This window comes from Chthoniobacterales bacterium, from assembly GCA_036569045.1.
GTDB lineage: Bacteria > Verrucomicrobiota > Verrucomicrobiia > Chthoniobacterales > JAATET01 > JAATET01.
Genome location: DATCRI010000087.1, coordinates 42,705 through 56,365 on the forward strand (window position 1 = coordinate 42,705; position 13,661 = coordinate 56,365).

Below are 13,661 nucleotides of genomic sequence, written 5' to 3' on the forward strand. Positions count from 1 at the left end.
CGCGCCTTGGGTTGCCTTGGCAATACAGCCTAATTCCAGAGCCTGTCCAGCCCCCGGCGCGTGCAATCGAACAATTCGTCAATCTCCGCCCGCGTAATGATGAGCGGCGGCGCGAAAGCCACGAGGTCGCGGATGCCGCGAACGATCGCCCCCTCGGCGCGAACAAGGTCCGCGGCCTTGATTCCCAATCCCAGTCCGGCGCCGATCGCCTCGCGCCCCTCGCGGGGCAAAAGCTCCGCCGCGCCGATCAAGTGGTCGCCTCGCACTTCGCCGACAGCTGGATGCGTCGCGAGCTCCGCGAGCTTTTGCTGGAAGTAGGGGCCGACATCATCGCGCACCCGTTCGACCAGGCCGAGATCCTCGATCACCCGCACGTTTGCGAGCCCCGCCGCCGCGCAGGTCGGGTGGCCGGTGTAGGTGTAGCCGTGCGCGAAATAGCCGCCGGTGTTGATGACCTCGGCAATCTCGTCGCTCACGAGCGTCGCGCCGAGCGGAAGATAACCGCTCGTCAGGCCCTTCGCGACGTTCAGCAGATCGGGCTCGAGTCCCTCGCGCTCGCTGGCAAACCAGCATCCGAGCCGGCCAAACGCCGTGATCACCTCGTCCGCCACGAAGAGAATGTCCCGCTCGCGGCAAAGCTGCCGGAGCGCCTGGAGATAGCCCGGCGGCGGCACGATCACGCCGCCCGCGCCCTGGATCGGCTCGACGAACATCGCCGCGATCGTGTCCGCGCCCTCGCGGTCGATAATCTCCGCCGTGCGCGCCACGACGTCCGCGCCATACGCCTCCGTGGCCTCCGCGCGGTCGTTCCACCCATACGGCGCCGGGATTTTCACGAAATTCTCCAGCGGCAGATCGAAGGGATCCACGCAGCTCGGCAGCCCGGTCAGACTCGTCGCCGCCAGCGTCACGCCATGGTAGGCGAACTCGCGGGAGAGAATCTTGCGTTTTGTCGGCTTACTCCGGAGCTTCCAATACCCGCGGATGATCTTGAGCGCCGTCTCGTTCGACTCGGAGCCCGAGTTCGAATAAATCACGCGGTTCAGCCGCGCAGGCGCGTGTTTCGCCAGCCATTCGGCGAGGAGGACGGGCGGCTCGGTCGTGGAATTGAAAAACGACGGGTAATAGGGCAGCGCCTCCATTTGCGCATGCACGGCCTGGACGATCGCGGCGCAATTGTAACCGACATTCACGCACCACAGTCCCGCAAGGCCATCGAGCAACCGACGGTCCTCCTCATCGACCAGATAACAGCCGTCCCCCCGCTTGATCCACCGCGTCCCCTCGCGATGCATATCCGCATGATTTGTAAATGGGTGAATGTGATGGTCGCGGTCTTTTTGGCGCAATTCCTGCAATGTCGGATGACCCATGCCCAAAACTATCACGTGGCCAAAGGGAATGCCAGCCAGCGGGCGACAGTTGCTGGCCAGTTGCCGGAACTCGCTGAACCGGCGCGGGTTGGAGGCTCCGCAGTCGGGTTTTGCGCTTGACCTCAACAGGGGTTTTGGATTGTTTCGCCGCGTTTTGAATGAGGGGAAATTCTGACCGGTTCGATGGAAGCGGTTTTTAACAACTACGTCTGGAGCGTCAGCTATTTGCTGGTGTTGATCGGTTTGTCGGCTTACGGAATTCACCGCTGGTCGATCATCCATCTATTCCTCAAGCACATCCGCAAGGACGTGCAGCCCGCCGGGCATTTCGACGATCTGCCGACGGTCACCGTCCAGCTCCCCCTCTACAACGAATATTACGTTATCCGGCGGTTGCTCAACGCCGTGGCGAAGCTCGATTACCCCCACGACAAGCTCCAGATTCAGGTCCTTGACGATTCGACGGACGAAACCCGCGCTGTCGCGGAAGCCGAGTGCGATCGTCTCCGCGCCACCGGCCTCGACATCGTCCACATCCACCGGACGGACCGCACCGGTTTCAAGGCCGGCGCCCTCGAAAACGGCCTCATCACCGCCAAGGGCGACTTCATTTTCATTCTCGACGCGGATTTCGTCCCGCAACCGGACGTGCTCAAGCAGTCCATCCACTACTTCACCGACGAGAAGATCGGCATGGTGCAGATGCGCTGGGGCCACATCAATCGCAACGATTCGCTCCTCACCCGCATCCAGGCCATGTTCCTCGACGGCCACCTGCTTCTGGAGCAAACCGCCCGCTGCCGCAGCGGCCGCTTCTTCAATTTCAACGGCACCGCCGGCATCTGGCGCCGCCAGGCCATCGACGACGCTGGCGGCTGGCACCACGACACGCTCACCGAGGATCTCGATCTCAGCTACCGCTCGCAGCTCGCCGGCTGGAAATTCGAATTCCTGCCGAACATCATCATCCCGGCCGAGTTGCCGCCGGACATGAACGGCTTCAAGAGCCAGCAGCACCGCTGGACGAAGGGCTCCATCCAGACCTGCAAGAAGATGCTCAGCACGATCTGGGCGGCAAAGATTCCGTTCATCCTCAAGGTCGAGGCCACGATGCACCTCACGTCGAACTTCGGCTACCTGCTCCTCGCGCTCCTCTGCGTGCTCATGCTCCCGCAGACGATGTCGAACCATCACAGCAGCGGCATGTGGCGCACCTGGCTGATCGATCTGCCGATCTTCTTCGCCACCACCGTCTCGATCGCCACGTTCTACATCTGCGCCCAGCGGCACCTGAATCCAAAGGGCTGGATGCGCGACATGCTCTACCTCCCGATGCTCCTCTCGCTCGCGATCGGCATGTCGGTGAACAACGCCAAGGCCGTGCTCGAAGCCCTCATCAATCACCAGACCGGCTTCACCCGCACTCCGAAATACGGTTCCACCGTCACCCCGCGCGCCACGAAACGCCGCGCCTACCTTCCGATGAAATCCCTCCTTCCGATCATCGAGATGCTCTTCGCCCTCTATTTTGCCTACTGCACCTCGAAGGCCCTGCTCGCCGGGGAATTCACCTCCGTGCCGTTCCTGCTCCTCTTCTTCGTGGGCTTTTCCTACGTCGCTGGCAAATCCGCCATCGCCTGGCTGCCCTCGTTCGCCCCGCCCTCCGCCACCCCGGCCACCGCCTAGGTGGACGCCCGTTGGACGCCGCGCGAGCGGCTCTTTTTCTGGGGACTGTTCGCGGCCGGGATCGCGTGGAATGTCTTCGCGCTGCTCCTCTCGGCCGGGTGGAGCCTCGATGACGAACTCTCCCACTACCTGCGCTCCCGCAGCGTCTGGGAAAATCCCGCCCTCATCTTCGATGCGTGGACGCGGATCGGCCGCAACCTCTTCCATGTTCTCCCCGCGCCCTTCGGCCTCACCGCCACGCGTCTCTGGACCCTCGCCTTCGCCGCACTCTCGGTCCTGTTGACCACCCGGCTCGCCGCCCGGCTCGAGGCTCCCCGCACCTGGCTCATCCCGCTCCTTCTCTGTTTCCAGCCGTGGTTCGTCGAGCTCTCTTGGGGCGTCCTCACCCAGCTCCCGTTCCTGCTTCTGCTCATTGGCGGCGTGCTCGGGCTTTCCGCGAACCGCCTCATCCTCTCCGGTCTCTGTTTCGGGGCGCTTCCGCTCGTCCGTCACGAAGGCATCGCCCTCACCGCGCTCTGGGGCGTCCTCGTCGCCGGCCGCACGCTGCTCGTTTCGCCTCGCGCCTTCCTCCGCCCCCTCGCTGCCGTCGTCTTCTCGACCGCGCCCATGGCCGCCTACAATCTCGCCGCCTGGCTCGCCCTCGGCGAATTGCCCTCACGCCTCCTTCTCTCCGCCAAGCCCACCGAAATCTACGGCCACGGCCCCCTCTGGCACTTCATCCCCATCTCCATCCTTCCCGCCGGCGTCTTCACCCTCGCCCTGCTCGCGGTTGGAACGCCCGCCCTTCTGCGCCAATGGCGCGCCACCTGGACGCTCCTCTTTTTCCCCGCCTACTTCGGCCTCCACACCCTCATCTACTGGCAGGGCCTCTTCGCATCCGGCGGTTACTACCACTTCCTCATGCCCATGGCGCCCGGCCTTGCCGTCGGCGCTCTCTTCGGCGCAAACGCCCTCCTCGACCGCCCCGATCGAAAATCTCGCCGCGTCGCAATCGGCCTTCTCGTCGGCGCCGTCGTCCAGGGCCTGCTCCTCGTTCATCTCTGGCGCGACGGCCGGCCGCACCTCACCGTTATCCGCGATCCGATCGTTCACGCCATCGATGAAGCCTTCACCTGGCAAAAGCAGAACCGTCCCCACGCCACGGTCGTCTGCCACCACATCTACGCCGCCTGGCGCGAAGACTGGATCGAGACGCCCGCTCGCCGGCAGCTCGACAACACCCCGCCCCCGCAGCTCCCCGGCGGCACAATCGTCCTCTGGGACGAGAAATACGCCGACCTCACCGGCCTTCCCCTTGCCACCCTGCAGGCAGATCCCGCCTGGCAGCCCGTCGCCAGCTTCGGCAACGGCTCCGTCCAGATTTTCGAAAAAGTTCACTGATTGATTCGCGCCGCCGGACCGCTGCGCTATCGTTCCTCCCCATGAATTTTCGGATCGCCCTGCCTCTGCTCGCCGCCCTCCTCCTTCTCGGCGGCTGCGCGGAGGACAAGCGCCACGTCATCATCATCAATGTCCCTGCCCAGCAGATGACCGTGCTCGACGAAGGCCGCCCCATCGCCACCTACCCGGTCTCCACCTCGAAATTCGGCGTCGGCGACCGCCCCGGCAGCAACTGCACCCCCCTCGGCACCTTCAAGATTCGCAAAAAAATCGGCGCCGACGCCCCGTCGGGCATGAAGTTCAAGGACCGCCGACCCACCGGCGATATCGTGGCCGTCGACGCGCCCGGTCGCGACCCCATCGTCACGCGCATCCTCTGGCTCGACGGCCTCGAGCCCGGGAATCGAAACGCCTACTCCCGCCACATCTACATCCACGGCACTCCCGAGGAGCGTAACATCGGCATTCCGGCCAGCTTCGGCTGCATTCGCATGCGCTCGCGCGACGTCATCGCCCTGTTCGACACCGTCGGCGTCGGCGCCCGCGTGAAAGTCGTGACTGGCGGCTTGTGAAGAAACCGCGAAAGACGCACTCTTGAACGCCACCACGGCCGAATCCCTTCGTTCCTAGTTTCAGATACCAATCACCGTTTTCATGGGTTCTTCCAATCCCCTGCCCCGCTGGCTCTCCACGATTCTCTGGGGAAATTCCGTCGCTCTCTCCTGGATGTGGGGCCTTGGACTGTTCTTCTCGGTCCAGTTCACCACGCAGTTCGGCCTTTTCGGCCTCCTTGCCTTCGCGATTCCGAACTTCATCGGCCTCATGGCCTTCGGCCTCGTCACCCAGCAAATCGCCAACCGCCAGAAAAACAAGGGATCCGAGGCTCTCGCGCAGTTCTTCGTCGCCTGGTCGCGACCGTTCCGGCTGGTTTTCTTCCTCTACCAGATCCTCGCCCTCTCGCTCACGATCTTCGCGATCATGCGCTACGTCGTGATGCCGCTGCAGCTCCCGCTTGCGTTCCTCTACCTCCCGCTCGCCCTTCTCGTCATCCTCGCCGCGGCCGTCCTCTTCGGTGAGGAGTTCAACATCAAACGCATCAAGTTCAGCCACGGCGCGCTCTTCCTCGTGCTCCTCGCCGCGCTTGGCATCATCTTCAGCTCACTCGGAAAATTCGGCGCCGTCTCCACGGTGGAATGGACCCCGCAGCCCACGGGCAGCTGGAGCTTCTGGGGCTACTTCGTGCCGATCTTCATCGGCTTCCTCGTGGGCCCGTGGCTCGATCTCCAGCAATGGCAGCGCGCCATCCAGATGCACCGCGAGCGCGTCTCGGTCGGCTGGGGCTACGTCTTCGGCAGCCTGCAATTCTTCGCGCTCCTCCTCGTGCACGGCGGCCTCACGCTCTGGGCGCTCGGGCTCGGCGGCAAGGAGCTCTTCCACACCGGCGTCGAGGGCTTCACCTACGGCCACGACATGCTGCTCAAGTTTTTCTATGCCAGCATCGACGTCCATCCCGTCGTCTTCTCGGCCTACTGCGTTTTCATCGCCATCTGCATCCTCACCACGCTCGACAGCGGCTATATCGCCATCCGCTGGTTCCTCCAGTCGAACGTGAACACCAGCAACGCCGCCATCCTCTCGCTCATTCCGGCGAAACTCATCACCTCGCCGATCCCCGCTCTCCTGCTCTGCGGCGTCATCGCGCTCGTCTGCACCGTCGTCGGGCTCGACCTCGAGTATTTCATGATCTTCTTCGCAACGTTCCTCGTCGGCTACGAGGTGCTCGGCGTCGCCCGCTGCTACGTCTACAGCCCGGCGAACGCGATCCCACAGATCAAGATGTTCTGCATCGGCTCGGTGGCCGTCGTCATCTTCGCCTTCGGCTATCTCCAGTCGCTGCCCGGGCTCCAGATCATCGGCTCGCTGCTCCCGCTCGGCTACGTCTTCTGGCTCCTCATCAAACCGACCTCGGCCGAGGAATTTGTGTCGAACACCGAGGAGCTCGAGTCTCCCTCGCAATCCGGCGCCGTGCTTCCCGCCTCCGCTCCCGCCGCGCCCGTGGCCACGTCCCTCCCCGCCGCGATCTCCTCTGCCGTGCAACATCCCGTCGCCGCCGCCGCCGCCGCGCTCGGCATTCACGACCTCACCGGACACTTCGAGGACAAGTGGTTCGTCCATTCGTTCGTCGCGACCTACGCGGACACCAACTCCGTCGGCAACGTCTACTTCGGCATGTATGCCATGTGGGTCGGCAAGACGCGCGAGCTGTTCTTCAACAAGGTCATGCCGAAGTTCAACCTCAAGGACACGCCGTTCTACATCCTCACGCGGTCCTTCGAGCACAAGTTCGTCCGCGAGACCCGCGAGTTCGAGACCGTGAAGGTGAAAATCAAGATCGCCGGCTTCAACCGGAAGTTCGTCACGCTCGCCCACGAAATCTACGACTCGCACGAGCAACTTCTCGGCAAGGGCCAGCAAAGTCTGCTCTTCGTTTCCTCGACCGATTACCACATGCTCGACATCCCGCCCGATGTCCATGCGGCCTTCATTGTGCACGCCTGATCGATCGATGACGGCCCGGCGGAAATTCCCCCGCGATCGCGCCCTCCTCATCGGCCTCGCCGGCGTATCGCTGGCCCTCGCCGGCTGCGAAAAGCCGGTGCCGCCGCCCCCACCGACGCCGACGCCCGCCCCCTCGGTCACTCCGCGTCCCACCGCGACGCCGCGACCCTCCCCCACCGCGACGCCGGTTCCCGTGATCGACCGCAAGCGGCTGAGCGTCTCCGAGCTGTTCAACGACATCCAGGTCGTCAGCGAAATCGACGCCGTCCGCAGCCCGGAAACCGCTTCGCAGGACCGCACCCAGCCCGGCAGCTACGGCCTTCACCTCACCCTCAAGGTCGACGTCCCCGCCCCCAGCCACACGCTCGAGCAGATCACCCGCAACGACGCCACGCTGCCCGCGGCCCTGCCCGGCCTCGCGGCCCTGCTCTCCGACGCAAAAACCTCCGCCGCCTTCGAGCAGCTCTACGCCCTCAAGCTCGACTATCTCAAAGCCCGCCTCTCGCGGCTCGACACCCTGCTCGACCGCCACAACTTCTACGATTGCGAGACCATCCTCGAACTCCGCAATCCCGCCACCGGCCGCCGCGCGCTCTTCCTCCAGGGCGACATGGACGTGAATACCGATGGCTCCGACGGCGACCGCAATTTCCCCGTCGAGCCCGGCTCCGTTTTCTTCCAGCCCCAGACCAGCTACCGCTGGAAGCGCCAGACCGACCGGCCCAACCCCTTTCTCGCTCCCACCCAGGCAAGGCTCGCAATCAACCGCGCCGAACTCGCCAAAAATCCCGCCCCCGCCCGCCGCGCCGTCCTCCGCGACGCCATCGAGCGCGACACCGCCATCATCTACGAGCTGCAGCGCTACAGCTTCCTCATCGCGGGCAACGACCCCTACATTGTGCTCCCCGGCTTCATGGTCCGCAATGCCACCGGCCCCTTCGCCCCGGCCATCGGCGACTACGCTGCCGTCGTGCATGGCGGCATCGTCTACCCCGCCATTCTTGGCGATGTCGGCCCCTCCTTCAAATTCGGCGAGGCCGCCATCCGGCTCTGCCAGCAGATCAACCCCCGCTCCACCGCCAACTCGCGCCCGGTAAGCAGCCTCAAAGTCACCTACCTCGTCTTCCCTGGCACGAAGGAAGCCGCGGCCGGACCCCCGGATCTCGCCAAATGGCGCGCCCGCTGCGAGGAGCTCTTCAAGGATCTCGGACTCCAGCCGAGTCAGATCCACTCCTGGGAAAGCCTCATCCAGCCTTGGCCGACCCCGACGCCAACTCCCACACCCACGCCGTCTCCCTCGCCGAGCCCGACCGCCAGCCCGTCTCCAGACTCCTCACCCAGCGCGACCCCGTCGCCGAGCGCGTCGCCCTCGCCGACCATCCCGCCATCTCCATCCCCCTCTCCGGCAACGACCCCGTAACCGCATTTTGCTTTAGCCTTTCGCCTCCAGCGTCCAGCCTTTCGCCACATGTCCGACTATCTTCACTCCGCGGTGGAAGCCGCCCAGGCCGCTGGCGGCCTGCTCCGCGCCAACTTCGGTCGCAAGCTCACCGTCGACGAAAACCTCGCCCACGACATCAAGCTCGAGCTCGACAAGCGTTCTCAGACGCTCATCGAGTCGCTCCTGCTCGCCCGCTATCCCGACCACGCCATCTACGGCGAAGAAGGCATTCGCGGCGACCAGGACAGCGAATACCAGTGGATCATCGATCCCATCGACGGCACCGTGAACTTCTTCTACGGCGTCGCCCACTTCGCCGTCTCGATTGCCCTGCGCCACGCCGGCAAGATCATCGTCGGCGTCATCTACGATCCCATCCGCGACGAACTCTGGGCCGTCGAAGCCGGACAGCCCGCCACGCTCAACGGCCTGCCCATCGCCGTCAGCGACCGCACCGCACTCGGGGAAGCCATCGTCTCCGTCGGCGTTTCCAAGACGCTCGAGTCCGTGAACGCCAGCCTCCCGATCTTCACCCGCATGGTCCGCGAGGCCAAAAAGTGCCGCATGATGGGCTCCGCCTCGCTCGACGTCGCCTACGTCGCCTGCGGCCGTCTCGATGCCTACATCGAAGGCCAGATCAGCCTCTGGGACATCGCCGCCGGCCTGCTCCTCGTCGAGGCTGCGGGCGGCAAGGTCGACCTGAAGCCCCACGCCACGTTGCCGGAGAAATACGCGATCGTCGCCACCAGCGGCCGCATCGACTTCGGAGTTTGATAGGTCCTCCGCGACCTGTAGGACATATAAGACCTATGAATACTGTTGGCATCGGCTACGACGTCCATCGCTTCGCGGAATATCGCCCTCTCGTCCTCGGCGGCATCGAGATCCCTCACGATCGCGGACTCGATGGCCATTCCGACGCTGATGTCCTCTCCCACGCCATCGCCGACGCCATCCTCGGCGCGGCCGGCGAGCTCGACATCGGTCACTTTTTCCCGAACACCGACGAATCCATCCGCGGCATCAGCAGCCTGGAAATCCTTCGCCGCGTGCGCGAGACCCTCGCCGGCAAATCCGTCGAAATCATCAATATCGACGCCACCGTCATCGCCGAGGAGCCCAAGATCGCCCCGCATCTCGCCGGCATGAAGGCCGCGCTCTCCGAGGCCCTCCTCCTCGCGCCCGAGCGCATCGGCATCAAGGCCACCACCAACGAAGGCATGGGCTTCCTCGGTCGCGGCGAGGGCATCGCCGCCATGGCCGTGGCCAGCGTCAACCGTCCGTAAATGGCGCTGCAGTTCTTCAACACGCTCACCCGCCAGGTCGAGCCCTTCGCCCCGCGCGAGGAAGGGCGCGTCTCGCTCTACACCTGCGGCCCGACCGTCTACAACTACGCCCACATCGGGAATTTCCGCGCCTACGCCTTCGAGGATCTCCTCCAGCGCCACCTCGAGTTCCGCGGCTATGCCGTCACCCGCGTGATGAACCTCACCGACGTGGACGACAAGACGATCCGCGGCTGCCGCGCCGCCGCCGTCCCGCTCGCCGAGTTCACGCAGCCATTCAAGCAGGCCTTCTTCGCCGACCTCGAAACGCTGCGCATCAGGAAGGCCCACCACTTCCCCGAGGCCACCGCTGCGAATCACATCGCGCGCATGATCGCGATGATCGGCACGCTCATCGAGCGCGGCCACGCCTACCGCGCCGAGGACGGCAGCGTCTATTTCCGCATCGCCAGCTTCCCCGCCTACGGGCGGCTCGCGCACCTCAATCTCGACGAACTCCGCCCCGGCGCTCGCGTCGCCGCCGACGAATACGAGAAGGAGAACATCGGCGACTTCGCGCTCTGGAAGGCCTGGGACGAAGCCGACGGCGACGTCGCCTGGGACAGTCCATGGGGCCGCGGCCGGCCCGGCTGGCACATCGAATGCAGCGCCATGGCCACTGGCATCCTTGGCCCGCAGATCGACATCCATTGCGGCGGAGAGGACAACATCTTCCCGCACCACGAGGCCGAGATCGCGCAGACGGAATGCGTCACCGGCGAGCCTTTCGTCCGCCTCTGGATGCACTGCAAGCATCTCCTCGTGGACAATCAGAAGATGTCCAAGAGCGCCGGCAATTTCTACACGCTCCGCGACCTCCTCGAGAAAGGCCGCACCGGGCGCGAGGTCCGCTACGCCCTGCTCTCCGTCAAATACCGCGAGCCGCTCAACTTCACCTTCGAAGGCCTCGACGCCGCCCGCAGCGCCCTCGCGCGCCTCGACGAATGGAGCCGCCGCCTCGACGAGGCCGCCGGTCCCAGCGCCGAGCCGGTCGACCTCGACCTCGAGGCCTTCGGCACCGCCCTTGACGACGACCTGAACATCTCCGCCGCCCTCGGCGCCGTCTTCGAAATCATCCGCGAAACGAACAAGCGCCTTGACGCCGGCACGCTCACCCCCGGCCAGGCTCGCACGCTAGCAAACTGGCGCGACCAGGTGCAGACCGTCCTCGCCCTCGAGCCCAAGGTCGCCGCCATCCCGCCCGAGGTCGAGGCCCTGCTCGCCGAGCGCGCCGCCGCCCGCACCGCAAAGAATTTCGCCGAAAGCGACCGCCTCCGCGACGCCATCGCCGCCCTCGGCTGGACGGTGAAGGACACGAAAGAAGGCCAGAAGGTGTCAAAGAGCTAAAAAAACCACGGATCGCACAGATTCCACGGATATGAGGGATGAAGGGACGCTCGTTCACGGCGACTTGAGCCGAAAAATTATCGGCGCTGCAATGCGCGTATTGAACGAGTTGAAGCCCGGTCTCGACGAAAAACTCTACGAAAATGCCCTCCGGCTCGAACTCCAGGCCGAGGGCCTCCGAACCGACCAGCAGCGCCGGTTTCCGGTCCATTACCGAAATCAGCTCATCGGAACCCTCATCCCCGATCTGATCGTAGAGGATGCCGTCATCGTCGATCCCAAGGTCGTAACTGCTTTTCACGACGAACACCTCGCTCAGATGCTTGGTTATCTTTCGATCACCGGCCTCGATCTCGCCTTGCTGCTCAATTTCCGCACAACCCGCCTAGAGTGGAAACGAGTTCTCAATCCCAGGCTCATTTCCTGATGCCACCATCAGAGCCATCCGTGTTATCCGTGGTCTCTCATCATGTTCGCGCCCGATAAATTCCTCGATCTCTCGGAAACCGAACACGGCTTGCTGTTCGAAGACGTCGAGCACGTCTGGCAGGCCCTTCCGAAGATCGCCGCCTACCTGAAGTTCCGGCTGAAGCCCGCCATCCTCGGCAAGGTCGTCGGCAAACCCTTCATCAGCGACAAAGTCTACATCGGCAAGGGCACGATCATTGAACACGGAGCGATGATCAAAGGTCCGGCCTGGATCGGCGAAAATTGCGAGATCCGCAATGGCGCTTACATCCGCGAGAACGTCATCCTGGGCGATGGCGTCGTCGCCGGAAACTCCAGCGAGTTCAAGAACTGCCTCGTCTTCAACGACGCCGAGATCCCGCACTACAACTACGTCGGCGACTCCATCCTCGGGCACAAGGCCCACCTCGGCGCGGGGGTGATTCTCTCGAACGTCCGCCTCGACCGACAGTCGGTCTCCGTCGCCGCTCCCGACGGCCCCATCGATACCGGCCTGCGCAAATTCGGCGCCGTGGTCGGCGACCGCAGCGAAATCGGCTGCAACGCGGTGCTTAGCCCCGGCTCGATTATCGGCCGTAGCTGCATCATCTACCCCGGCACGCAATGGCGCGGCGTCCTGCCGGATCACAGCATCGCCAAACTCCGCCAGGATCTCAGCATAATCCCGCGGCAGAGCTGACTACCGCATCCAGATCCGCGACAGCCGCCGCAGGCGCCCCGCGATCACGTTGCCATCGCCCCGCGGCGTGCTCGCGGCCTCCACCAGCCACGTCACCGCCGCGAAGGCCGCGACGTCCGCCAGCAGCAACACGGCGAAATAAATGCTGTGCCGCCGCCAGGCGAATTCGCCCCAGCCCGTCGCCATTTCGTAGCCGCCGATCGCATCGAGCGTCACCCCCCACATCACCGGCGCCGCGCCCAGCCCGAGGCTGGTGATCACCGTGAACAGCGCAAAGAAATGGTTCCGGCCCATTTCCGGCATCGTCGCCATCGCGATGCGCGTGTTCGCCACGTTGAAATTCGCCGCCGCGAGGCCGGTGAAGAAATTGAGCGCCGTCACGATCGGCACCGTGCACGGCCACACGCCGCCCGCGATGAGCAGCCAGCCGATCAGCACGAGGGCGAAGATCGCCAGCGCCACGCGCAGCACGGGCTTGCTCCCCACGCCATCGATCACGCGCGCCGTGATCATCAGCGAGAGAATCGGCCCCACGAAAGCCACGCCCGAGAGCATCAGGATCATGTCCGCCTCGAAGTGTTGGAACTCCCGGAGGAACTCGACCGTGAAGACGCTCAGGCTCCCGATCACAAGCATGAACAGCAGGTTGAACCCCAGCAGCCGCAGGAACGGCGAATGCCGCAGCATGGCCAACCACGGCACCGGATGCGCGGAACGCGTCATCGCCTCGCCCGTCGGCGCGTCCGGGATGCGTTTGATGAACCACAGGCTCGCCGACCCGCCCACCGCACTGATGAGGAACACGACGGAAAATTCCCACGGATCGACGCGCCCGCGCATCACCCATGCGCACGCCACGAGCGAGAGCAGGCTGCCGGCGTAGGTAAAAAGCTGGTCGCGTGCGAGGAAGCGCCCTCGCACCGGCTCGGGAATGATCGCCGCGATCCACGGCATCCAGCCCGCCGAGGAAATCCCGCGCAGCAGGTTGAAAATGAAGAGCGCGGCGAGGAGCAGCGCGAGCCTCGAGGTATTGTCGAGGAAGCCGAGCAGCGGAATCACCGCCACCAGATAAATGAACACCGTTCGCAGTCCCCAGCCACTCAGCACGAACTGGCGATACGAATAGCGATCCAGAAATCGCGCCGCCGGCAGCTGCATCACCGTCATCAGCGGCGTAAACGCGGCAATGATGCCGATCACCGTCGACGAGGCGCCAAGCGATTTGCCGAACAGCACGATCGGCGCCCCCATCATCACCTGGAACGCGATGGCGTTGAACAGATTGAACCAATGCGAGTTGAACGCTCCGCGTGGATAGGACGGCGACACAAATACGTTTCAACCACACCGCCCGCGGAGGACACGGAGATAATCTCAAATTTTTCTGTCATCCTCTCCGTGCC

Annotated in this window: 12 protein-coding genes; 10 read left to right on the forward strand and 2 right to left on the reverse strand. The window is 64.4% G+C overall.

All coding sequences use genetic code 11. From position 1 onward, the window contains the following. Window positions 1-29: 29 nt before the first annotated feature. Window positions 30-1,655 (reverse strand): aminotransferase, encoded by a 1,626-nt coding sequence (locus VIM61_15530; GenBank protein ID HEY8901823.1) that lies wholly within the window; start codon window positions 1,653-1,655, stop codon window positions 30-32. Here VIM61_15530 and VIM61_15535 point away from each other — a divergent pair. From VIM61_15535 to VIM61_15580, 10 genes are all read left to right on the forward strand, one after another. Then, window positions 1,557-3,059, forward strand: a complete 1,503-nt coding sequence (locus VIM61_15535) for a cellulose synthase family protein (protein ID HEY8901824.1) — start codon at window positions 1,557-1,559, stop codon at window positions 3,057-3,059. The genes VIM61_15530 and VIM61_15535 overlap by 99 nt on opposite strands. After that, window positions 3,060-4,439, forward strand: coding sequence for a hypothetical protein (locus VIM61_15540; protein ID HEY8901825.1), 1,380 nt, complete (start codon window positions 3,060-3,062; stop codon window positions 4,437-4,439). It abuts the gene before it with no gap. Window positions 4,440-4,480: 41 nt separating this feature from the next. Then, window positions 4,481-5,011: a L,D-transpeptidase gene (locus VIM61_15545; protein HEY8901826.1), complete on the forward strand. Its 531-nt coding sequence runs from the start codon at window positions 4,481-4,483 to the stop codon at window positions 5,009-5,011. An 82-nt stretch (window positions 5,012-5,093) separates the two neighbouring features. Next, complete coding sequence (locus tag VIM61_15550) at window positions 5,094-6,998, forward strand: acyl-CoA thioesterase (GenBank protein ID HEY8901827.1); 1,905 nt, start codon at window positions 5,094-5,096, stop codon at window positions 6,996-6,998. Window positions 6,999-7,005: 7 nt separating this feature from the next. Then, on the forward strand, window positions 7,006-8,418 hold the full coding sequence (locus tag VIM61_15555) for a glycoside hydrolase family 75 protein (GenBank protein ID HEY8901828.1): 1,413 nt from the start codon (window positions 7,006-7,008) through the stop codon (window positions 8,416-8,418). Between the two features lie 48 nt (window positions 8,419-8,466). Beyond that, window positions 8,467-9,213 (forward strand): inositol monophosphatase family protein, encoded by a 747-nt coding sequence (locus tag VIM61_15560; protein HEY8901829.1) that lies wholly within the window; start codon window positions 8,467-8,469, stop codon window positions 9,211-9,213. Window positions 9,214-9,248: 35 nt separating this feature from the next. Then, a complete protein-coding gene (ispF, locus tag VIM61_15565; protein HEY8901830.1) occupies window positions 9,249-9,725 on the forward strand; it encodes a 2-C-methyl-D-erythritol 2,4-cyclodiphosphate synthase in 477 nt (158 codons plus the stop codon). Further along, on the forward strand, window positions 9,726-11,111 hold the full coding sequence (gene cysS / locus VIM61_15570; GenBank protein ID HEY8901831.1) for a cysteine--tRNA ligase: 1,386 nt from the start codon (window positions 9,726-9,728) through the stop codon (window positions 11,109-11,111). 31 nt (window positions 11,112-11,142) lie between these two features. Next, a complete protein-coding gene (locus VIM61_15575) occupies window positions 11,143-11,538 on the forward strand; it encodes a GxxExxY protein (protein ID HEY8901832.1) in 396 nt (131 codons plus the stop codon). 42 nt (window positions 11,539-11,580) lie between these two features. Further along, window positions 11,581-12,258, forward strand: a complete 678-nt coding sequence (locus tag VIM61_15580) for a UDP-N-acetylglucosamine diphosphorylase (protein HEY8901833.1) — start codon at window positions 11,581-11,583, stop codon at window positions 12,256-12,258. Here VIM61_15580 and VIM61_15585 read toward each other — a convergent pair whose 3' ends face one another. Beyond that, window positions 12,259-13,587, reverse strand: a complete 1,329-nt coding sequence (locus tag VIM61_15585; protein ID HEY8901834.1) for an MFS transporter — start codon at window positions 13,585-13,587, stop codon at window positions 12,259-12,261. Window positions 13,588-13,661 lie beyond the last annotated feature (74 nt).